Origin of the sequence: Kineosporia sp. R_H_3 (assembly GCF_002198675.1) — a bacterium.
Taxonomy (GTDB): Bacteria; Actinomycetota; Actinomycetes; order Actinomycetales; family Kineosporiaceae; genus R-H-3.
This window is the reverse complement of record NZ_MWLL01000134.1, coordinates 20,159-40,863: the sequence shown is the minus strand read 5'-3', so window position 1 is coordinate 40,863 and position 20,705 is coordinate 20,159. Positions and strand designations below refer to the sequence as shown.

Annotated in this window: 15 protein-coding genes and 1 pseudogene; 5 read left to right on the top strand and 11 right to left on the bottom strand. The window is 75.5% G+C overall.

The genetic code is table 11. The features are described from left to right. Positions 1–3: 3 nt before the first annotated feature. From ECOMGDLI_RS13705 to ECOMGDLI_RS36810, 3 genes and pseudogenes are all read right to left on the bottom strand, one after another. Positions 4–1,602 carry an acyl-CoA carboxylase subunit beta gene (locus tag ECOMGDLI_RS13705; RefSeq protein WP_088317390.1) on the bottom strand — a complete coding sequence of 533 codons (1,599 nt, stop codon included), beginning with the start codon at positions 1,600–1,602 and terminating at the stop codon, positions 4–6. Continuing rightward, entirely contained in the window at positions 1,599–3,293 is a 1,695-nt protein-coding gene (locus ECOMGDLI_RS13700) for an acyclic terpene utilization AtuA family protein (RefSeq protein ID WP_369812747.1), read from the bottom strand. The genes ECOMGDLI_RS13705 and ECOMGDLI_RS13700 overlap by 4 nt, the downstream gene beginning before the upstream one ends. Positions 3,294–3,453: 160 nt before the next feature. Continuing rightward, a pseudogene (locus ECOMGDLI_RS36810) lies at positions 3,454–4,209 on the bottom strand (TIGR03084 family metal-binding protein); the annotation flags it as partial. Positions 4,210–4,397: 188 nt separating this feature from the next. Here ECOMGDLI_RS36810 and ECOMGDLI_RS13690 point away from each other — a divergent pair. After that, a complete protein-coding gene (locus ECOMGDLI_RS13690; RefSeq protein ID WP_088317381.1) occupies positions 4,398–5,978 on the top strand; it encodes an LLM class flavin-dependent oxidoreductase in 1,581 nt (526 codons plus the stop codon). A gap of 211 nt (positions 5,979–6,189) precedes the next feature. Further along, positions 6,190–6,822, top strand: a complete 633-nt coding sequence (locus tag ECOMGDLI_RS13685; RefSeq protein ID WP_088317380.1) for a hypothetical protein — start codon at positions 6,190–6,192, stop codon at positions 6,820–6,822. A gap of 120 nt (positions 6,823–6,942) precedes the next feature. Here the strand turns inward: ECOMGDLI_RS13685 and ECOMGDLI_RS13680 are convergent, their stop codons facing one another. Next, positions 6,943–8,343 carry a GH1 family beta-glucosidase gene (locus tag ECOMGDLI_RS13680; protein ID WP_088317379.1) on the bottom strand — a complete coding sequence of 467 codons (1,401 nt, stop codon included), beginning with the start codon at positions 8,341–8,343 and terminating at the stop codon, positions 6,943–6,945. A 232-nt stretch (positions 8,344–8,575) separates the two neighbouring features. Here ECOMGDLI_RS13680 and ECOMGDLI_RS13675 point away from each other — a divergent pair, with 232 nt between their 5' ends. Together ECOMGDLI_RS13675 and ECOMGDLI_RS13670 are read left to right on the top strand one after the other, a co-directional pair. Continuing rightward, entirely contained in the window at positions 8,576–12,676 is a 4,101-nt protein-coding gene (locus ECOMGDLI_RS13675; RefSeq protein WP_088317378.1) for a Pls/PosA family non-ribosomal peptide synthetase, read from the top strand. 11 nt (positions 12,677–12,687) lie between these two features. Next, positions 12,688–14,034 carry a M1 family metallopeptidase gene (locus tag ECOMGDLI_RS13670; RefSeq protein ID WP_088317377.1) on the top strand — a complete coding sequence of 449 codons (1,347 nt, stop codon included), beginning with the start codon at positions 12,688–12,690 and terminating at the stop codon, positions 14,032–14,034. On the opposite strand, the gene ECOMGDLI_RS13665 is transcribed toward ECOMGDLI_RS13670, so the two are convergent. From ECOMGDLI_RS13665 to ECOMGDLI_RS13645, 5 genes are all read right to left on the bottom strand, one after another. Continuing rightward, entirely contained in the window at positions 13,988–14,623 is a 636-nt protein-coding gene (locus ECOMGDLI_RS13665) for a 4'-phosphopantetheinyl transferase superfamily protein (protein WP_198954835.1), read from the bottom strand. The genes ECOMGDLI_RS13670 and ECOMGDLI_RS13665 overlap by 47 nt on opposite strands. 5 nt (positions 14,624–14,628) lie before the next feature. After that, positions 14,629–15,483: a shikimate dehydrogenase gene (locus ECOMGDLI_RS13660; protein WP_088317376.1), complete on the bottom strand. Its 855-nt coding sequence runs from the start codon at positions 15,481–15,483 to the stop codon at positions 14,629–14,631. A 138-nt stretch (positions 15,484–15,621) separates the two neighbouring features. Then, positions 15,622–15,846, bottom strand: a complete 225-nt coding sequence (locus ECOMGDLI_RS13655; RefSeq protein WP_088290067.1) for a hypothetical protein — start codon at positions 15,844–15,846, stop codon at positions 15,622–15,624. 163 nt (positions 15,847–16,009) lie between these two features. Next, positions 16,010–16,861, bottom strand: coding sequence for a hypothetical protein (locus ECOMGDLI_RS13650; RefSeq protein WP_088317375.1), 852 nt, complete (start codon positions 16,859–16,861; stop codon positions 16,010–16,012). 73 nt (positions 16,862–16,934) lie between these two features. After that, positions 16,935–17,720, bottom strand: coding sequence for a phosphatidylcholine/phosphatidylserine synthase (locus tag ECOMGDLI_RS13645; RefSeq protein ID WP_198950773.1), 786 nt, complete (start codon positions 17,718–17,720; stop codon positions 16,935–16,937). A 343-nt stretch (positions 17,721–18,063) separates the two neighbouring features. Between ECOMGDLI_RS13645 and ECOMGDLI_RS13640 the strand changes: the two genes are divergently transcribed. Then, a complete protein-coding gene (locus tag ECOMGDLI_RS13640; protein ID WP_088317374.1) occupies positions 18,064–18,651 on the top strand; it encodes a DM13 domain-containing protein in 588 nt (195 codons plus the stop codon). Positions 18,652–18,666: 15 nt separating this feature from the next. Here ECOMGDLI_RS13640 and ECOMGDLI_RS13635 read toward each other — a convergent pair whose 3' ends face one another. Together ECOMGDLI_RS13635 and ECOMGDLI_RS13630 are read right to left on the bottom strand one after the other, a co-directional pair. Beyond that, on the bottom strand, positions 18,667–19,929 hold the full coding sequence (locus tag ECOMGDLI_RS13635; protein WP_198954834.1) for a sensor histidine kinase KdpD: 1,263 nt from the start codon (positions 19,927–19,929) through the stop codon (positions 18,667–18,669). Continuing rightward, positions 19,926–20,654, bottom strand: coding sequence for a response regulator transcription factor (locus tag ECOMGDLI_RS13630; RefSeq protein WP_088317373.1), 729 nt, complete (start codon positions 20,652–20,654; stop codon positions 19,926–19,928). The genes ECOMGDLI_RS13635 and ECOMGDLI_RS13630 overlap by 4 nt, the downstream gene beginning before the upstream one ends. Positions 20,655–20,705: the final 51 nt, after the last annotated feature.

Here is a 20,705-nt window from a genome sequence, read left to right as displayed (position 1 = left end):
GGATCACATCCTGAAGACGCCGTAGCCGCGGGCTCCCGCGACGGGCGCGCTGTGCGCGGCGGACAGGGCGAGCCCGAGGACGGTGCGGGTGTCCCGGGGGTCGATGACACCGTCGTCGTAGACCCGCCCCGACAGGAACAGGGGCAGCGACTCCGCCTCGACCTGGCGCTCGACGGCGGCCCGCAGGTGCGCGTCGGCCTCCTCGTCGAACGGCAGCCCGCGGGACTGCGCCGACGCCCGCGCGACGATCGACAGGACGCCCGCGAGCTGGGCCGGCCCCATGACCGCCGACCGGGCCGACGGCCAGCTGAAGAGGAAGCGGGGGTCGTAGGCCCGCCCGCACATCCCGTAGTGCCCGGCGCCGTAGGAGGCACCCATGAGCACCGAGAGGTGCGGGACGGTCGAGTTGGAGACGGCGTTGATCATCATCGAGCCGTGCTTGATGATGCCGCCCTGTTCGTAGGCGGCGCCGACCATGTAGCCGGTCGTGTTGTGGAGGAAGACGAGCGGGGTGTCCGCGGCGTTGGCGAGCTGGATGAACTGCGCCGCCTTCTGCGACTCCTCGCTGAAGAGCACGCCGCGCGCGTTGGCGAGCACCCCGACCGGGTAGCCGTGGACGCTGGCCCACCCGGTGACGAGGCTCGTGCCGTAGAGCGGCTTGAACTCGTCGAGGTCCGAGCCGTCGACGACCCGGGCGACGACCTCACGCGGGTCGAACGGCGAGCGCAGGTCGCCGGGGACGATGCCGAGCAGGTCGTCCGCGTCGTAGCGGGGCTCGGCGTAGACCGGGGCCGGCGGCGGGCCGGCCTTGCGGTGGTTGAGCCGGGCGACGATGCGGCGGCCGATCCGGATCGCGTCGTGCTCGTCGTCCGCGAGGTGGTCGGCGAGCCCGGAGCGGCGGGCGTGCATCTGCGCGCCGCCGAGCGACTCGTCGTCCGACTCCTCGCCCGTGGCCATCTTCACCAGCGGCGGTCCGCCGAGGAACACCTTCGACTGCTCGCGGATCATGACGACGTGGTCGCTCATCCCGGGCAGGTAGGCCCCGCCGGCCGTGGAGTTGCCGAAGACGATGGCGATCGTCGGGATGCCGGCCGCGGACAGCCGCGTGATGTCCCGGAAGATCCGCCCGCCGGGGATGAAGATCTCCTTCTGGGTCGGCAGGTCGGCGCCCCCGGACTCGACGAGGTTGACGAGCGGCAGCCGGTTCTTCGCGGCGATGTCGAGCGCGCGGTAGGTCTTCGCGGCGGTCCACGGGTTCGTCGTCCCGCCCTTGACCGTCGGGTCGCTCGCGACGACGACGCACTCGACGCCCTCGACGACGCCGATCCCGGTGACGACGCTCGCGCCGACCGTGAAGTCGCTGCCCCACGCAGCGAGCGGGGACAGCTCGAGGAACGGGGAGCCCGGGTCGAGGAGCAGCTCGATGCGTTCGCGGGCCAGCAGCTTGCCGCGGGCCCGGTGCCGGGCGACGGCCTTCTCCCCGCCGCCCGCGACGGCCACCGCGTGCTGGGCCTCGACCTCGGCGAGCCGGGCGAGCATCGTCTCCCGGTTCGCGACGGCGTCCGCCGAGCGCGGGTCGAACGTGCTCCTCAGAGCGGTCACAGCAGCGCCTCCGGGATGTCGACGACCCGGCAGCGCAGCCACTCGGCCAGCCCCTTCGCCTGCGGGTCGAAGCGGTGCTGGGCGGCGACCCCTTCGCCGAGGACGCCCTCGACGACGAAGTTCACCGCCCGCAGGTTCGCGAGCACGAACCGGGTGACCGGCAGGTCGGCGGTCTCGGGCAGCAGGGCCTGGAACGTCCCGACGGTGAGGGTGCGCTCGAGCCAGGGCCAGACGTCGGGCGTCCGGGCCCAGACGCCGACGTTCGCGCTGCCGCCCTTGTCGCCGGAGCGGGCGCCGACGACGGTGCCGAGCGGGGCGCGCCGGGTCGGGTCGCCCGGTGCGCAGCCCGGCGGCAGGGCGGGTACCGGGACGGCGTCGTCCGGTGCCGCTGGAGCCTTCTCGCGCAACGGGTTCGGCCGGACGACGACCCGCGCGCCGTCCGGCAGCACGGCGACGTGCTCGACGTCCGCGGCGTCGACGGCGGCTGCGGTGAAGACGCCGTAGGGGCTCGCGTCCCCGGGCGGGGCGGTGAGGTGGAAGCCCGGGTAGCCGGCCAGGGCGAGCTCGACGGCGGCCGCGGAGAACGCCCGGCCGACGACCTTCGGGTCGCCGTCCTTGACGGCGCAGCGCAGGAAGGCGCTGGCCTCCTCCTGCGTCGCGGCGTCCGGGTGGTCGGTGCGGGCGAGCGTCCACCGGACCTCGCGGGGCCGGCGCGGCAGCGCCGCGAGGGCGTGCTCGAGCTGGGCCCGCGCGAGCGCCGCCTTCGCCTCGACGTCGAGGCCGGTGAGCACGAAGGTCACCTCGTTGCGGAGCCCGCCGAGGCCGGCGAGCCCGGCCTTGAGGGTCGCGGGCGGCGGTTCGCCGCGGACGCCCTCGATCCGCACCCGGTCGGGGCCCTCCTGCACGAGCTGCACGGTGTCGAGCCGGGTGACGACGTCGGGGCCGGGGTAGCGCGGGCCGCCGACCTCGTAGAGGAGCTGCGCGGTGACCGTGCCGACGGTGACCGCACCGCCGGTGCCCGGGTGCTTCGTGACGACGCTGCTGCCGTCGGCGTGCACCTCGACGAGCGGGAAGCCGGGGCGGGTGAGGTCGACCCCCGCGGCGAGCAGGTCGGCGAAGAGCGCGTAGTTGCCGCCGGTCGCCTGGGCGCCGCACTCGACGACGTGGCCGGCGACGACGGCGCCGGCCAGCGCATCGAGACAGGCCGGGTCGTCGGGGCGCCAGCCGAAGTGCGCCGCGGCCGGCCCGACGACGAGCGAGGCGTCGGTGACCCGGCCGGTGACGACGACGTCGGCGCCGGCGTCCAGGCACGCCGCGATGCCCCAGCCGCCGAGGTAGGCGTTGGCGGCCAACGGCTGCGCGCCGTGCGACCCGACCGCGTCGAGCCCGAGCGCGGCGGCGCGGGGCAGGAGGTCGTCGCCCTCGACGTGCGCGACGCGGACGTCGAGGCCGAGCCGGTCGGCGAGCGCCCGGACGGCGTCCGCGAGACCCGCCGGGTTGACCCCGCCCGCGTTGGCGACAATCCTGACGCCCCGGTCGAGCGCCGTCCCGAGGGTGCCCTCGAGCTGGCGCAGGAACGTCTTCGCGTACCCGGTCGCGGGGTCCTTGGCGCGATCCCGGCCGAGGATGAGCATCGTCAGCTCGGCGAGGTAGTCGCCGGTGAGGACGTCGAGGTCGCCGCCCTCGAGCATCTCGGCCACCGCGGAGAACCGGTCGCCGTAGAAGCCGGAGGCGTTGCCGATCCGCAGCGGGGGCGGTGTCACGCCGGCTCCCCCGCCACCGGCTCCCCCGCCGGGGGCCGGCGAAGGCCTGCGCGACGTCGAGCCAGGCGTCGGCGTCCGGGCCGGTCGCGACGAGCGCGGTGTCCGCGCGGTGCCGGCGCCGGACGGCGAGCAGGCACAGATCGAGCGCGGGCCCGGTGACGCGCTGCGCGGCGTCCGGCGGGCCGAACAGCCAGGTGGCGCCGTCCGGTGCGGTGAGCTCGACCCGGATCCCGTCGACCGGGGCCGGGCGCCCGTGCACGGCGAAGGAGAAGCCCGTCGTCCGGACCGCGAGCCGCGCCACGTGCCGCAGCCGCGCCGTCGGCACCCGGGTGACCCCGAGCGCGTCGGCGACGTCCTGGCCGTGCGCCCAGGTCTCCATGAGGCGGGCCGTCGCCATCGAGGTCGCCGCCATCGGCGGCCCGAACCAGGGCAGCCGCGTGCCGTCGGGCACGGCCCGCAGCGCGGTCTCGAGCGCGGCGCGGCCGGTGCGCCACCGGGCGAGCAGGTCGGTGCCCGGCGCGGCCGCACCGGCGTCGGCCTCACGGTCGACGACCTCGTCGGCCGGCCGGCCGGAGGCGAGCAGTGCCTGCACCGCCGCGAGGAACCGCTCCGGGTCGGTCGCGGCGAGCGTGGCGACCTCGTCGGTCCAGGCGAGGTGGGCGATCTGGTGCGCGACGGTCCAGCCCGGGGCCGGGGTGGCCGACCGCCAGGTCGGCCCGGTCGCGGTGCCGGCGTCCAGGCCCGCCGGGTCCGCCGGGTCGGCCGGCGCGTCGGGGACGTCCGCGACGAGCGTGTCGAGGTCGGCGCACTCGGCCCGCAGGTCGGTGAGCACCTCGTCGAGCATCGCCCACCTCCTGCGTCACGGCGCCGTCGCCGCCCCAGGAGGGTGACACGGGCCGGCGCGACAAATCAAGCACTCGTGCTTTGTTCTGCGCGAGCGTGCAGCCATGGGTGCAGGGCGGCGGGTGCCGTCACCCCCGGATGGATGCACCCATCGCTGCACGGGTTCGGCCGACCCGGGACACTGGCGCCATGCCCGACTACGGCCACGACCTGATCTTCGGCACCTTCATCACCCCGGAGGCCGCCGCGGCCGAGCGGGTCGTCGCCCTCGCGCGGCTCACGGACGCCGTCGGGCTCGACCTCGTGACGGTCCAGGACCACCCGTACCAGCCGACGTTCCTCGAGACGTGGACGCTGCTGTCCGTCATCGCCGCGTCGACGCAGTCGGTGCGCGTCGTCCCGAACGTCGCGAACCTGCCGCTGCGCCCGCCCGCCGTCCTCGCCCGTGCCGCGGCGAGCCTGGACCTGCTGAGCAACGGCCGGGTCGAGCTGGGCCTGGGCACCGGCGCCTTCTGGGACGCCATCGCCGCGAACGGCGGCCCGCGCCGCACACCCGGCGAGGCGGTCGGGGCGCTCGAGGAGGCGATCGCCGTCATCCGCGGGCTGTGGGCGGACGGCGGCGCGGTCCGGGTCGACGGCGAGCACTACTCGGTCGTCGGGGCCAAGGCCGGCCCCGCACCGGCGCACCCGATCGGGATCTGGCTCGGCGCGTACAAGCCGCGGATGCTCGCGGTGACCGGGCGGCTCGCCGACGGCTGGTGGCCGAGCCTCGGCTACGCGGCCCCCGACACCCTGGCCGGGATGAACGCCCGCATCGACGAGGCGGCGGAGGCGGCCGGGCGCGGGGCGCAGGACGTGCGGCGGCTCTACAACGTGCACGGCCGGTTCACGGTGCGGGGCAACGGGTTCCTCTCCGGCCCGGCCGAGCAGTGGGCCGAGGAGCTCGCCGACCTCACGCTCACGCACGGGATGAGCGGCTTCGTCCTCGGCAGCGACGACGCCGACGACATCCAGCGGTTCGCCGCCGAGGTGGTGCCCGCCGTCCGCGAGATCGTCGCCGCCGAGCGCACCCGGGTGCAGCAGCCGGCCCCGGCAGGTCCGGTCGACCTCGGCGGTCCGGAGGAACCGGCCCCGACCGAGGTCGCCACCGTGGCGGCGGCCTGGCCGGCCGGGCTCGCGGTCACCCCGACGCCGGACGACGGGACCCGGCGCAGCGCCGTCCGCCCCTGGGACGAGACGACCCGGCCCGTCGTCGCGCCGCCCGACCCGGACCGCCGGTACACCGCCCACGAGCTGGCCGCCGGGCAGCACCTCGTCGACGTCCACGACCACCTGCGCAGCGAGCTGCGCCAGGTGCAGGGCCTCGTAGAGCAGGTCGCCGCCGGCACCCTGGACGCCGGCACCGCCCGGTCGCACATCAACGCGATGACGATGCGGCAGAACAGCTGGACGGTCGGCGCCTACTGCGCGTCGTACTGCCGGGTCGTCACGGTCCACCACACGCTCGAGGACGAGAGCGTCTTCCCGCACCTGCGCCGTGCCGAGCCCCGCCTCACCCCGGTGCTCGACCGCCTCGCCGAGGAGCACCTCGCGATCCACGGCGTTCTCGAACGGGTCGACCAGGCCCTCGTCGCGTTCGTCGCGCCCGGCGGCACGGGCACGGCGGCCCTCCGTGAGGCGGTGGACCTGCTCTCGGACACGCTGCTGAGCCACCTGTCGTACGAGGAGCACCAGCTCGTGGAGCCCCTGGCGCGCCACGGTTTCTACTGACCTCGCCCGCGGCCGCACCGCTGCTCAGGCACCACTCCGGTACGTCGGCACCCCTCCGGGGGCCCGTTCTGCGTACTGCGCGGGTGCCTGAGCCCTGCGTGCACGACACGTGATCGTCACCAAGCCTCGAGGGCGCCCCCTGCCGTCAGCCTGCCCGCTAGCGTCCGACGCTGCCGCTGATCACGCGGCGTCGTACGTCGAAGGAGCATCTGTGGATGCAACAGCCATCACCACGCTGGCAGGTGTGACGTTGGGGGCCGGCCTCACGGCGATGTCGCAGCGCTGGGCCGACAACGGCAATCGCCTGGAGCAGCGGCGGCTGGCGCGTGAGGCCACGTTCGCAGAGTTCCTGTGCTCGTACGAGCGCATGAGGAAGCTGCTTCTCACCGCGGCCGAGGTACGTCTGACCGGCGCGCCGGACGGGCGTCGACTGGGGACTCCGCTGATCGAAGGAGCCGCAACTCACTGGGACGCCGTCCAGTCGGCGAACGCTCGGGTGCAGATCATCGCCTGGCGGACGCCGGTCGACCGCGCCGCCTTCCACGCGATGACCGATCTCCTGGACGTCGCCCGCGCCCGCGCCACCTACGGAGCAGGACAGGTGCCGCAGCCGACCGTCGACTGGTCGCACTCCGTCATCCAGGAGTTTCTCGATGCCGTCCACGCAGATCTCGAGCACGGATCCTGGAAGCGCACGGCCGCGTCGTGGCTCGTGCCCCGCCAACGACGCGGCACCTCCGATGCCCAGATGGTGTTGCCGGACCTTCACCCCGCCTCAGCAGTCGCCGGCCCGGGAGCCACGGGGACGCGTCACCGGGGTGAGCCCCAAGGCGACCTGCCGTAGACGTCACCCCGCTCGCCCGAAGTCCCGCCACCACGGCGAGGACGGGCGAGGGTTGACCGCTCCGAGGCGGATCGCCCGGCGACCGGCCGGGCGACCCGCCTCAGAACACGCAGGACGAGGTCACGGCGTCCCGTGCCGCGCGATGACGTCGCGGTACCAGAGCGCGCTGTCCTTGGGGGTGCGCTCGAGGGTGTCGTAGTCGACGCGGACGATGCCGAAGCGCTGGTCGTAACCGCGGGCCCACTCGAAGTTGTCCATGAGGGACCACGCGAGGTAGCCGCGGACGTCGGCGCCGCGCTCGATCGCGCGGCCGACGGCGTTGATGTGGCCGTCGAGGTAGGCGATCCGGTCGTCGTCGTGGACGGCGCCGTCCTCGCTGACGACGTCCGGGAAGGCCGCCCCGTTCTCGGTGATCATGAGGGGCAGGCCGGGGGCGCGCCGGTGCAGGCGCACGAGCAGGTCCTCCAGGCCCGAGGGGTCGATGCTCCAGCCCATCGTCGTGTAGGGCGGGCCCTGGTCGACGAAGTCGACGTCCTCGCTGCCGACCCACGGGGACGCGTCCGAGTCGCCGTGGCCGTCGGCCTGGACCCGCGGCCCGACGCCGTCCCAGGCCTTCACGACGGTCGGCGTGTAGTAGTTCACGCCGAGGACGTCGAGGCGCTGGGCGGCGGTCTTCTCGTCGCCGTCACGGACGAAGGACCAGTCGGTGACGGCAGCCGTGTCCGCCAGCAGCGCGGCCGGGTAGGCACCGTCGAGCATCGGGCCGAGGAAGACCTGGTTGCCGACGCGGTCGATCCGGGCCGCCGCCTCGACGTCCGCGGCGCTCGCCGGGTCGGCCGGGCGGACCTCGTGGAGGTTGAGGGTCACCGAGCAGCGCGCGGCGTCGCCGAGGACGCCGCGGATCGCCTGGACGGCGAGGCCGTGCCCGAGGTTGAGGTGGTGCGCGGCAGCGAGCGAGGCGGCCGGCTCGCGGCGGCCGGGCGCGTGCACGCCGGAGGCGTAGCCGAGGTACGCCGTGCACCACGGCTCGTTGAGCGTCGTCCAGGTGTGGATCCGGTCGCCGAGCGCCCCGGCGAGCACCTGCGCGTACTCGGCGAACCGGTACGCCGTCTCCCGCTCCGGCCAGCCGCCGGCGTCCTCGAGGGGCTGCGGGAGGTCCCAGTGGTAGAGCGTCGCGATGGGCCGGATGCCCTTGGCCAGCAACGTGTCGACGAGCCGGGAGTAGAAGTCGAGGCCGGCCTGGTTCACGGCGCCCGAGCCGGTCGGGACGATGCGCGGCCACGCGATCGAGAAGCGGTAGCCCTGCAGCCCGAGGCCGGCCATGAGCGCGACGTCGGCGTCGACCCGGTGGTAGTGGTCGCACGCGACGTCACCCGTCGCGCCGTCCAGGGTCAGCCCGGGGGTGTGGGAGAAGGTGTCCCAGATCGACGGGCCGCGGCCGTCCTCGGTGGCCGCCCCCTCGATCTGGTAGGACGCGGTCGCCGCGCCCCACAGGAACCCCTCCGGGAACGTCATCCCCATGCGTGCCTCCAGCGGTCGTGTCGGTCGCCCTCGTGGCGCCCATCCTGTACCGGTCCAGGAGGCACGCTACCCGGTCCGGCTGGGAGCGCTCCCGTCCCGCGGCGGGTGGTACGTCCGACACGCGGTCATCCTGGCGGGACCGGCCCCGCGACCACGAGGATGGTCACGGTCGGGGCCGGACGGCGCACCCCGCCCGGGGACCTCCCCGCCGCACGCCGCACGGAGGTGACCGGTGGTCGACGCGACCGCAGCGGTGGACCCGTTCCTGCGCGGGGCCCTCGCCCCGCCGGAGCGCACGCTCGTCGACGTCTTCCGCGAGACCGTCGCCCGGCACCCGGGTGCCCCGGCGATGGACGACGGCACGTCGGTGCTCACCTACGCCGGCCTCGCCGCCGCGGTCCGGGCGACCGCCGAGGGGCTGCGGGCGGCCGGGATCACGCGCGGCGACCGGGTCGGCGTCCGGATGCCGTCCGGCACCCACGCGCTCTACACCTCGATCCTCGCTGTGCTGTCCGCCGGCGCCGCCTACGTGCCGGTCGACCTCGACGACCCCGACGAGCGCGCCCACCTCGTCTTCCGCGAGGCGGACGTCGCCGCGGTGCTCACCGCGGACGAGGGCCTCGTCGTCCGCCGCCGCAAGGCCCGGACGGCGCGGCCCGCGGCGGGCACGGACGGCGGGGACGGCGAGAGCGGCGCCGCCGCCGACCCCACGCCGGACGACGACGCGTGGATCATCTTCACGTCCGGCTCGACGGGGACCCCCAAGGGCGTCGCCGTGACGCACCGCAACGCCGCGGCCTTCGTCGACGCCGAGGCCCGGATGTTCCTCCAGGACCGCCCGCTCGGCCCCGGCGACCGCGTGCTCGCGGGGCTCTCGGTCGCGTTCGACGCCTCGTGCGAGGAGATGTGGCTCGCCTGGCGCTACGGCGCGTGCCTCGTGCCCGCGCCGCGCGCCCTCGTCCGCAGCGGCATGGACCTCGGCCCGTGGCTCGTCAAGCAGCGGGTCAGCGTCGTCTCGACGGTGCCGACCCTCGCGTCGCTGTGGCCCGCGGAGGCGCTGGACGCCGTCCGGCTGCTCATCTTCGGCGGCGAGGCCTGCCCGCCGGACCTCGCCGCTCGCGTCGTCGTCCCCGGCCGCGAGGTCTGGAACACCTACGGCCCCACCGAGGCCACCGTCGTCGCGTGCGGGGCCACCCTGGACGGCACCGGTCCGGTCCGGATCGGGCTGCCGCTCGACGGCTGGGACCTCGCGGTCGTCGACAAGGACGGCGCCCGCGTCGCCGAGGGTGAGGTCGGCGAGCTCGTCATCGGCGGCGTCGGGCTCGCGCGCTACCTCGACCCGGCCAAGGACGCCGAGAAGTACGCGCCGATGCCGACGCTCGGCTGGGAGCGCGCCTACCGCAGCGGCGACCTCGTGACCCTCGACCCGGCCGGGCTGCTCTTCCAGGGCCGGGCCGACGACCAGGTCAAGCTCGGCGGCCGCCGGATCGAGCTCGGCGAGGTGGACGCCGCGCTCCAGGCGCTGCCCGGCGTCGCCGGCGCGGCCGCCGCCGTCCGCAAGACCGCTGCCGGCAACCAGATCCTCGTCGGGTACGTCGCGCTCGCGACCGACGAGGCCGCGCCCGGATCGGTCGACGGGCCCGCGGACGGGCCGGTCGCGGAGCCCGGGACGGACGACGCAGCACCGGGTTTCGACGTCGCCGCCGCGACCGCCCGGCTGCGCGAGAGCCTGCCGGCCGCGCTCGTCCCGCGGCTCGCCGTCGTCGCCACGATCCCGACCCGCACGTCGGGCAAGGTCGACCGGGACGCCCTGCCGTGGCCGCTCGAGGGCATGACGTCCGAGCCGGCGGTCGCGTCCCACCTCACCGGCACCGCGGCGTGGGTCGCCGAGCAGTGGGCCCGCATCCTCGGCGCGAGCATCGCCGGCCTCGACGACGACTTCTTCGCCCACGGCGGCGGCAGCCTCGCCGCGGCCCAGCTCGTCTCGGTGCTGCGCACCCGCTACCCCGAGGTCACCGTCGCCGACGTCTACGAGAACCCGCGGCTCGGCACGCTCGCCGACACGCTCGAGGAGTTCACCCCGTCGGTGAGCTCGACGGACCGGGTCGTCAAGCCGGTCCGGTGGCAGATGCGCGTCGCGCAGACCGTGCTCGGGGTGCCGCTCGCGGCGGTGACCGGGCTGCGGTGGCTGCTGTGGCTCGCCGTGGCACAGAACCTCGTCGTGGAGCTGTATCTGCGGCGCACCCCGGAGGAGCCGCTGCTCCTCATCTTCACGACGCCTGCGTGGGCGCAGCAGGTCTCCTGGTGGTGGATCGCCCTCGGCTGGCTCGTCCTCGTCTCCCCGCCCGGCCGGTTCCTGCTCGCCGGCGGCATGGCCCGGGTCGTCACCCGCGGCGTCCGGCCCGGCAACTACCCGCGCGGCGGCCGGGTGCACCTGCGGATCTGGTTCGCCGAGGCGTGGGCGTCCGCGGTCGGCGCCGACGGGCTGCTCTGCGCACCGTGGGTCGTGCACCACGCGCGGCTGCTCGGCGCCTCCGTCGCCAAGGACGTCGACCTGCACGCGCTGCCGCCCGTCACCGGTCTGCTGACGCTCGGCAAGGGCTGCTCGGTCGAGCCCGAGGTGGACCTGTCCGGGCACTGGGTCGACGGCGACGTCCTCGTCGTGGGCCGGGTCCGGGTCGGGGCCGGCGCATCGGTCGGGGCCCGGAGCACGCTCGGCCCGGGCGCCCGGCTCGGCCAGGGCGCCCAGCTCGCCCCCGGCTCGGCCGTGCTCGGCTCGGTGCCGCCCGGCGAGCGCTGGGCCGGCTCCCCCGCCGAGTTCGACGGCCCGGCACGGCACGACGCCCCGACCGGACGACCGCCGCGCGGGCTGCGCTGGGTGCCCGTCTTCGGGCTCGGCGCGGCCGCGTTCGCCGGGCTGCCGCTGCTCGCCGCGGGCGCCGGGCTGCTCGTGCTCGCGCCGCGGCTCGACCCCGTGCTCATGTCCGGCACGGAGGCCGCCCGCACGGCGCTGCTCTGGTCCCCGCTCGCCGGGCTGGCCGCGTTCACGACGTACGCCGTCGTCGTCGCGGTCGCCGTCCGGCTGCTGTCGATCCGCCTCACCACCGGGCACCACGCCGTCCGCAGCCGGGTCGGCTGGCAGGCCTGGGGCGTCGAGCGGCTCATGGACGAGGCCCGCACGTGGCTGTTCCCGCTGTACGCCGGGCTGTTCACCCCGGTGTGGCTGCGGATCCTCGGCGCGAAGGTCGGCCGCGGGGTCGAGGCCTCGACGGTCGTCATGCTGCCGAGCCTCACCTCGGTCGGGGAGCACGCCTTCCTCGCGGACGACACGATGGTCGGCTCCTACGAGCTCTCCGGCGGGTGGATGCGGATCGCCCGGGCCAAGGTCGGCAAGCGGGCCTTCCTCGGCAACTCCGGGATGACGGCGCCGGGCCGCAAGGTGCCCAAGGACTCCCTCGTCGCGGTCCTGTCCGCCGCGCCGAAGCGGGCCAAGCGCGGCACGTCGTGGGTCGGCAGCCCGCCGGTGCAGATGCGCCGCGCCGCCCAGGAGACCGACACGAGCCGCACCTACGCACCGGCGACCCGGCTCAAGGTCGCCCGCGGCACCGTAGAGGCGCTGCGGATCGTGCCGACGCTGGCCTCGGTGACGCTCGCGACCGCCGTCCTCGTCGTCCTCCAGGCCGCCGTCGTCACCTGGGGCTGGTGGGCCGCCGCGCTGCTCGGCGGCCCGGTGCTGCTCGCCGCGGCCGTCGTCGCCGCCGTCGTCACCTCGCTCGCGAAATGGCTTCTCGTGGGCCGGATCCGCGCCGTCGAGTACCCGCTGTGGAGCTCGTTCGTCTGGCGCAACGAGCTCGCCGACACGTTCACCGAGATGCTCGCGGCGCCGTTCTTCCTGCGGTCGGCCGCCGGCACCCCGGCGATGGTCTGGTGGCTGCGCTCGATGGGCTCGCGGATCGGCCGCGGCGTCTGGTGCGAGTCGTACTGGCTGCCGGAGGCCGACCTCGTGACGCTCGGGGACGGCGCGACCGTGAACCGCGGGTGCGTCGTCCAGACCCACCTCTTCCACGACCGGATCCTCTCGATGGACCACGTGATGCTCGAGCCCGGCGCCACCCTCGGGCCGCACGGCGTCGTCCTGCCCGCGGCGACGATCGGCACGTCGTCGACCGTCGGGCCCGCCTCGCTCGTGCTGCGCGGCGAGGAGGTGCCCGCGCAGACCCGGTGGCGCGGCAACCCGATCGTCTTCTGGCCGGACGACGCCCCGCGGGCCACCGGGCCCGCCGCCCGGGTCGAGGAGCCGACCGGCGGCGCGGCCCCGGGCGCGGGCGCATAGGGTCGCCACTGATGACGAACCGACGATCGACGGGTCGCGCGCCCGCCGAGGGCTCCGCCGGGGACCCCTACCGCCCGAAGAGCGGCGACGACGCCTACCGGGTGCTCCGGTACGACGTCGACCTCGACTACCGGGTCGCGAGCAACCGGCTCGACGCGACGGTGGCGCTCTCCGTGCTCACCCGGCGCGCGACGTCCCGGCTGCACGTCGACCTCGCGGGCCTGCGGGTCGTCAAGGTGCTCGTCGACGGCCGGCCGGCCCGGTACGTGCACCGCGGCCGCAAGCTCGTCGTCACGCTGCCGAGGCAGGCCCCGGCCGACACCGCCCTGACCCTGTCCGTGCGGTACAGCGGCTCGCCCGCACCGCTCGACGGGCCCTGGGGCGAGGTGGGCTGGGAGGAGCTGAGCGACGGCGTCATCGTCGCGAGCCAGCCGGACGGCGCACCGTCCTGGCTGGCCTGCAACGACCACCCGGGCGACAAGGCGAGCTACCGCTTCACCGTGACGACGGAGTCGCTCTACACGGTCGTGTGCAACGGCTCGCTCGTCGACCGGCGCGCGGGCGCCAGCCGGACGACCTGGGTCTACGAGTCCCCGGAGCCGATGGCGACCTACCTCGCGACCGTGCAGGTCGGCCGGTACCGGCTCGTCGACACGGCGATGGGGCCGGTCCGGCAACGGGCCGCGGTGCCGCCGCGGCTGCTCGCGGCGTTCGACCACGACTTCGCGCCGCAGGCCGCGATGGTGCGGCTGTTCGAGCGGGTCTTCGGCCCGTACCCGTTCGAGGCGTACACGGTCGTCGTCACCGACGAGGAGCTCGAGATCCCGCTCGAGGCGCAGGGCCTGTCGATCTTCGGTGCCAACCACGTCGACGGCCGGCGCGGCAGCGAGCGGCTCGTCGCCCACGAGCTCGCGCACCAGTGGTTCGGCAACAGCCTCACCCTCGGGCGCTGGCAGGACATCTGGCTCCACGAGGGCTTCGCCTGCTACGCCGAGTGGCTCTGGGCCCAGGAGAAGGGCCGCGAGACCGCCGACGCCCTGGCGCGCAAGGCCTGGCAGCGGCTGTCCGGGCTCCCGCAGGACCTCGTCATCGCCGACCCGGGTCCGGACCTCATGTTCGACGACCGGCTCTACAAGCGCGGGGCGCTCGCCGTGCACGCGCTGCGGCTGACGATGGGGGACGCGGCGTTCGGCCCCATGCTGCGGGCCTGGACGACGGAGCACCGGCACGGCACGGTGACCACCGCCGGCTTCGAGGCGCACGCCCAGGCCTGGACGCCGGAGCCGCTCGGCGCGCTGTTCACCGCATGGCTCAGGTCCCCGAAGCTGCCCCGGCTGCCGGGCCCGCCGACCGGCTGACGACCGCGACGGCCGCCGCGCACCCGGTCGGCGCCTCGAGGTCGAGCAGGTGCACCGCCGCCGGGTCGGGCAGCGGCAGGTACGCCGCGACGGTCACCCGGGGCGGTCGGCGCGGCCACTCCTCGAGCACGGGCGGGGCGTCCGGTGCGGAGACGACGACCGACGACGGCTCGACGAGCAGGCCGACCCCGGCCGCCTTGAGGACGGCCTCCTTGCGGACCCAGGTCCTGGCCCGGCCGGCAGGGCTCGCGGCGGCCGGGCCCGCGCGCTCGCGCGGGTGCAGGGCGACGTCCGGGAACCCGGCGAACGCCGTCCCGGCGAGGGCCTCGACGTCGATCCCGACCGGGCCGTCGACGCACACGGCGGCAGCCCCGACCCCACCCGCCGTGGCGACGCTCACGTGGAGGTCCGGGGCGTCCAGGAGCACCGGCCGGCCGTGCGGGGCACCGCACGCCGGGCACGGTGCGCGGCCCAGCCGGACGGCGTCCGGCGTCGTCCCGAGCCGCGCGGCGGCGAGGGCGCGCAGCAGCGCGTGGACGTCGTCCGTGCCCGTGACGACGACGTCGAGCCCGGCACGGACCGCGGCCACCGGCGTCAGACGCCGAAGATCGCGCCGATCCGGGCCCGCATCACCGCGGGGTCGACGTCGACACCGGTCCAGTGCTTGATGCTGATGACGCCCTGGTTGACGAGCATCCCCAGCCCGTCGAGCACCGTGCAGCCGCGCTCCTCCGCCTCCCGGACGAGCAGGGTGCGCGGCGGGTTCGGGATGACGTCGGCGACGACGAGACCGGGGCGCAGCGAGTCGAGGTCCAGGTCGAGCCGGCCCTCGACGTCCGGGTAGAGCCCGATGGACGTCGTGTTGACGACGATCGAGGCGTCGTCCGGCACCCGGTACGTCGAGTCCCAGACGACGAGCCCGGACGCCGCGGGCGTCTTCTCCGCGACGAGCGCCGCGAGCTCGGCGCCCCGCTCCGCGGAGCGGTTGACGACGGTGACCCGGGAGGCGCCCGCGAGCGCCGTCTCGACGGCGACCGCACGGGCGGCACCACCGGCGCCGAAGAGGACGACGTGCGCGCCGGCCGGGTCGGCGACGGTGAGCAGCGACGCGAGGAAGCCCTTGCCGTCGGTGTTCTCGCCGAGGTACGAGCCGTCGGGCTGCCGGACGGCGCAGTTCACCGCACCGATGATCTCGGCGGACCCGCCGAGCCCGTCGAGGTGCTCGATGACGGCGACCTTGTGCGGCAGCGAGCAGTTGAAGCCCGCCCAACCCATGGCCCGGGCGCCGCGCACGGCGTCCCCGAGGGCCTCGGGCTGCACGTCGCAGTTGATGTAGCGGGCGTCGATGCCGTGGTGGGCGTAGGCCGCCTCGACCATCGCGACCGTCGGGTTCTCCGCGCACGGCGTCGCGAACGACCCGGTGATCGTCGACAGGAAGTTGACCGTCATCGCCCCTCCAAGGCTGGACCCGGGCCAGACCTTACGCGGCGGGGCGCCCCGGGCACGAGCATCCGCCCGGCCCGGGACGCCCCGGTGCAGCACCTGGTGCGTGCTCGGTGCGTGCGTCGGTGCGTGTGCCGACGGAGGTCAGTCGGCGTGCTTGGAGAGCGCGACGAGGACGCCCGCGACCGCGAAGTACTTGTTGCTGCCCAGGTCGCGGACGGTCTTGATGCCGAACGCGGCGGCCAGGTGCTCGGCGTCCGAGTCGCTGACGCCGGCGAGGGCCGCCACGGGCGCGTCGAGGATCTCCGCGAGGGACTTGCCCTCGTACGCCTTGTCCAGTGCCTTGTCGAGGTTGACCTGTACTGCCACGGTCGACTCCTTCGTCGTCTGCCGGGTCCCCCGTCACGCGTCCGCGTCCGGCGGGTGCGCCGCAGGTGCGGCGCCGGGATCACGCTGCCACAGCGCCGCACCGATCGCGAGGACCGCCGTCCCGGCCGAACGGGTGGGTCCGCGGGGCATCCCGTCGTCGCCGTCAGGCGGGCAGCGGCTCCGCGGGCGGCAGCTCGGCGAGGCTGTCCCGCTGCGACAGGGCGACGACGCCCGCGATGGCGACGCCGAACGCGGCGACCGCCGCGACCCCCCAGCCGGCGTCGACGCTGTCGCCGAGCCACACGACGCCGACGACGGCCGGCACGGCGGTCTGTGTGACGATGAGCGCGGACGTCGTCGCGAGCACCCCGGCGCGCTGGAGCGCCGTCGAGTAGAGCAGGAACGCCGTGACGCCCGCGATGACGAGCGCGTACGTCGCGGGGTCGGTGACGAGGGTGCCGACGGACAGGTCCGGCACGACCCGGCCGGCGAGCGCGACGACGGCGTAGCCGCACCCGGAGAGCAGGCTGAGACCGACGGCTGCCCACTCGGTGCGGATCCGGCCGACGACCTGGCCGAGGACGACGACCAGGCCGGCTGCGACGAGCAGCAGGGCCCGCTCGCCGGTCGTCGTCGTCACCGTGCCGTGCGACTCGGCGGCGACGGCGAGCACGAACAGGCCCGAGCAGACGGCGACCACCGCGACCTGCTCGACCCGGCCGAAGGGCGCACCCACGGTGCGGGCGGCGAGCACGGCGGTCACGGCGACCGACGAGGAGATCACCGCCTGCGCCAGGAAGAGCGGGGCCGTGCGCAGGGCGACGAGGTGCAGGACGAAGCCGGCGAGGTAGAGCACGACCGCGCCGATGTAGACCGGGTGCCTCAGCAGCCGCACGAGCAGCCGGAAGTCGACGCCCGCCGTGGTCTGCTCCCGGCGCGCCGAGACGGCCTGGAGGAGCGCGCCGACGCCGAAGGCGAGGGCGGCCGCGAGGGCGCAGAGCAGTCCGAGAGCCACACCTGAGGTTACGTCCCGGCGACGCAGCGCGTTCCCCGACCCGGCCTGCTCACAGCCGGGACCCAGCGAGCTGTCAGTGTTCCCCGGCGGCCGCGGGTGCCATCGGGGTGACCCCGAGAGCCGCCGTCCGGCGACGGGTCACCGTCAGGTGCAGGCTCATGGCGAGGTAGTAGACGAGGTACGCCAGCGAGGCCCCGACGACGATCGGGTTCGGGTTCGGCATCTGCGTGAGGAGGACGGCGTAGAGCACGAGCCAGCCCGCGGTGAAGGCGAGGTTGGTGCGCCGGAAGGCCGCCGTCCGCGACGGGTAGATGTAGCAGATGGGCACGAAGACGAGCGCGCTGCAGACGAGCAGGATCGCGGTCACCGTGGCCGGGCTGAGGTCCGCGATGATCACGTAGAACGCGACGACGTTCCAGTAGCTCGGGAAGCCCAGGAAGAAGTGGTCGTCGGTCTTCGCGTCGACCCGGCAGAACTGGTAGCTCGAGGCGAGCAGCGGGATCGTCGCCAGCGCCGTGCCGAACGCGCCCTCGGGCAGGTACCCGCCGCTCCAGAGCAGGAGCATCGGCGCGAACGCGTAGGTGAGGTAGTCGACGATGTCGTCGAGACGGGCGCCGTCGAACCACGGGATGCGCTCCTTGACGCGCATCCGGCGGGCGAGCATGCCGTCCGTGCCGTCGACGATGAGCGTCACGAGACCGAGCCACAGCGCGGTGATCGCGTCCCCGGCGAAGGCGGCGAGCACGATGAGCAGGGCGAGGGCGCTGCCGCTCGCGGTGTACAGGTGCACGGCACCTGCTCCGGCACGCGCCCAGTTCCCGTCGTGCAGGAATCCCGCCTTGAGGTCGGGCGTGGCCACGGCACTCCTTCGGCTGGTGCGCCCTCGCGCTGTCCGGGCGGCACTCTCGACTATGTCGGGCGGCAGTCTGGCCGGGCGCATCCGGCGCGCCCGCTGCTGCAGGCGTGAGGAGCACGATATCTCGCCCAGCCACCGGACAGATGCCTCGTCGTTACCCGCCTATGCCGTTATGTCCAGAATTTTCATGATCTCCGGGGTGCGAGCGGCGTAAGAGTCGTGTAACGCGATGCCCTCCGCGGGGCACCGAGACTGGCGAAGGGGTCAGAGGTGACCCGCCGCGACGACGCGATCACCAGGAGGCCGCCCCGTGGACGACCGTTCGACCGCACCCGCATCCCGCCCCGTGGAACGACGACCGCGCCGGCTCGTCGCCTCGCTGCTCGTCGTCGCGGTGGTCGTCGCCGGCGCCGGCGTCGCGGCCTGGCTGTTCCAGCCCTGGCGGCTGTGGACGACGACCGTCGTCGCCGAGGCCGCGCCCGGTGCCGTGCCCGGTGCCGTGCCCGGTGCCGCGCCCGCACCGACCGGGGCGACCACCGCGGGGGCACCGGCGCCCGCCAGCGGTCCCGCGGGGTCGCCGTCCGCGGCCGGCCCGCAGGTGGTCGCGGGCGGCGACCTCGTCTCCCTCGCCCACGAGACCACCGGCCGGGTCACGCTCGTCGCGCTGCCGGACGGCGGGCACGCCGTCCGGATCGAGGACCTCTCGACGTCCGACGGCCCAGACCTGCGGGTGTGGCTCTCGGCGCGGCCCGTGGCGGACGTCGAGGACGCGGACGCCGGTCGCTGGCTCGAGCTCGGGCCGCTGCGCGGCAACCGGGGGGCGCTGACCTACCCCGTGCCCGCCGGGACCGACGTCGCGCAGTTCGAGAGCCTCGTCATCTGGTGCAAGCGGTTCTCGGTCGGCTTCGGCGCGGCACCGCTGACGGCGGCCTGAGCCCGCGGCCGTTCGTCAGCGGGGCGGGTGCGCGCCGCCGGGCCGGAGGCCGTCCGCCGGGCCGGCGAGCGGCACCCGCAGCTCGAACCGGCAGCCGCCCGGGGCGTCGCCGACCGTCACGTCGCCGCCGTGCGCCCGGGCGACGCCACGGGCGATCGCGAGGCCGAGCCCGCCCCCGCCGTCCGCGCCGGGTGTGCGGGCCGTGCTCGCCCGCCAGCCCGGCTCGAAGAGCCGCTCGACGTCGGCGGCCGCGATGCCGCCGCAGCCGTCCTCGACGCCGACGACCGCGACCGGCGTGCCGTCGTCCGCCCGGCCGGGTCCGGCGTCTGCCCGGACGTCTATCCGGACGTCTATCCGGACGTCGGCCCGGACGTCGACCCGGACGCTCGAGCCCGCCGCCGAGTAGCGGACGGCGTTCGCGACGAGGTTGCCGACGACGCGGGCGAGCGCCCGGCCGTCGCCCCGGACCGGGACGGCGCCCGGGTGCGCGACCGGCGCCACGGTGACGTCGCGGGCCGCCGCACCGGCCGCCGCGGCCGCGGTGACGTCGCGGGCGAGGGCGGCGAGGTCGAGCGGGGCGAGGTCGAGCAGGACGGTGCCGGCCTGGAGCCGGGACAGCTCGAAGAGGTCGTCGACGAGGCCGCCGAGCCGGTCCACCTCCTGGAGGATCTGCCGGTGGTAGCGGGCCGGGTCGGGGGCGAGCCCGTCCTCGAGCGCCTCGGCCATCGCTCGGACGCCCGCGAGCGGGGTCCGCAGGTCGTGGCTGACCCAGGCGACGAGCTCCCGGCGGGACGCCTCGAGCGACCGCTCCCGGGCCCGGGCGGCGGCGAGCCGGTCACCGGCACCGACGAGCTCGTCGTGGATCTCCGCGAGCTCGAGCAGGTGCGGGGCGTCCGCACGGGCGTCACCGCCGGGACCACCGGGACCATCGGGCCCGTCGGGCCCGTCGGCCGTGGTGAGCCGGGCGAGCCGCCGGACGGCCACGACGTCCCGGACGACGACCCGGCCCGCGACGACGGCGACGGCGAGCGCGACGGCACCGGCGGCGAGGCTGACCTGGACGACGACCCCGAGGTCGTGCTCCGAGATGAACATGGCCCGGGCGGCGCCCCAGACGCCCGCGACGAGCGAGGCGACCCCGACGACGGCGGTCGCGACGAGCGTGGACCGCACGGACCGGCGCGGCCCGAGCCGCACCACGAGCAGCCCCACAAGCCCGACGGCACCGGACCAGGCCAGGGCCAGCAGCACGACCTGCAGGCCGTCCGGGATCCTCACGTCTGCTCCCAGCGGTAGCCGACGCCCCACACGGTCGCGAGGAGCACGGGGGCCGACGGGTCCCCCTCGATCTTCTCCCGGAGCCGGCGGACGTGGACGGTCACGGTCGAGGTGTCCCCGAAATCCCAGCCCCACACGTCGCGCATGAGCTGCTCCCTGCTGAACGCCGTCCCCGGGTGGGCCATGAGGTGGGCGAGCAGGTCGAGCTCGCGGGCGGTGAGGGTGAGCGGTGCGCCGTCCCGGGTCGCGGTCCGGGCCGCAAGGTCGACGACGAGCCCGCCCGCGACGAGCCGTCGGCGCCCGGCCGCGGCGAGGGCGGCCGCCGGACCGGGTGTGCCGACCGCCCCCGACGGTGCGGCCCGCCGGAGCACCGCCTGCACCCGCAGCACGAGCTCGCGCGGGCTGAACGGCTTGACGACGTAGTCGTCCGCGCCGCTCTCGAGGCCGGCGAGCCGGTCCGCCTCGTCGCCGAGCGCGGTGAGCATGACGACGGGCAGGTCGGCGCGGGCCTCCCGGAGCCGGCGGCACACCTCGAGCCCGTCGAGGCCCGGCAGCATGAGGTCGAGGACGACGAGGTCGGGCCGCTCCCGGGCAGCGACCGCGAGCGCGGTCACCCCGTCCGCGGCCCGGACGACGGTCAGCCCGGCGTCCTGCAGGTAGGCCGTGACGACGTCGGCGACCGTCTCGTCGTCCTCGACGACGAGCACGGTCGGCGAGGCCGTCATGACCGCAGCCTAGGCGGCCGGGGCGTGCACCGGGCCGCAGCCGGGCTCACG

Coding starts and splice junctions, on each gene's coding strand:
- ECOMGDLI_RS13700 (WP_369812747.1), bottom strand. CDS start 3,293: ATGCTCGAGGGCGGCGACCTCGACGTCCTCACCGGCGACTACCTCGCC.
- ECOMGDLI_RS13690 (WP_088317381.1), top strand. CDS start 4,398: ATGCCCGACTACGGCCACGACCTGATCTTCGGCACCTTCATCACCCCG.
- ECOMGDLI_RS13680 (WP_088317379.1), bottom strand. CDS start 8,343: ATGGGGATGACGTTCCCGGAGGGGTTCCTGTGGGGCGCGGCGACCGCG.
- ECOMGDLI_RS13670 (WP_088317377.1), top strand. CDS start 12,688: ATGACGAACCGACGATCGACGGGTCGCGCGCCCGCCGAGGGCTCCGCC.
- ECOMGDLI_RS13660 (WP_088317376.1), bottom strand. CDS start 15,483: ATGACGGTCAACTTCCTGTCGACGATCACCGGGTCGTTCGCGACGCCG.
- ECOMGDLI_RS13630 (WP_088317373.1), bottom strand. CDS start 20,654: ATGACGGCCTCGCCGACCGTGCTCGTCGTCGAGGACGACGAGACGGTC.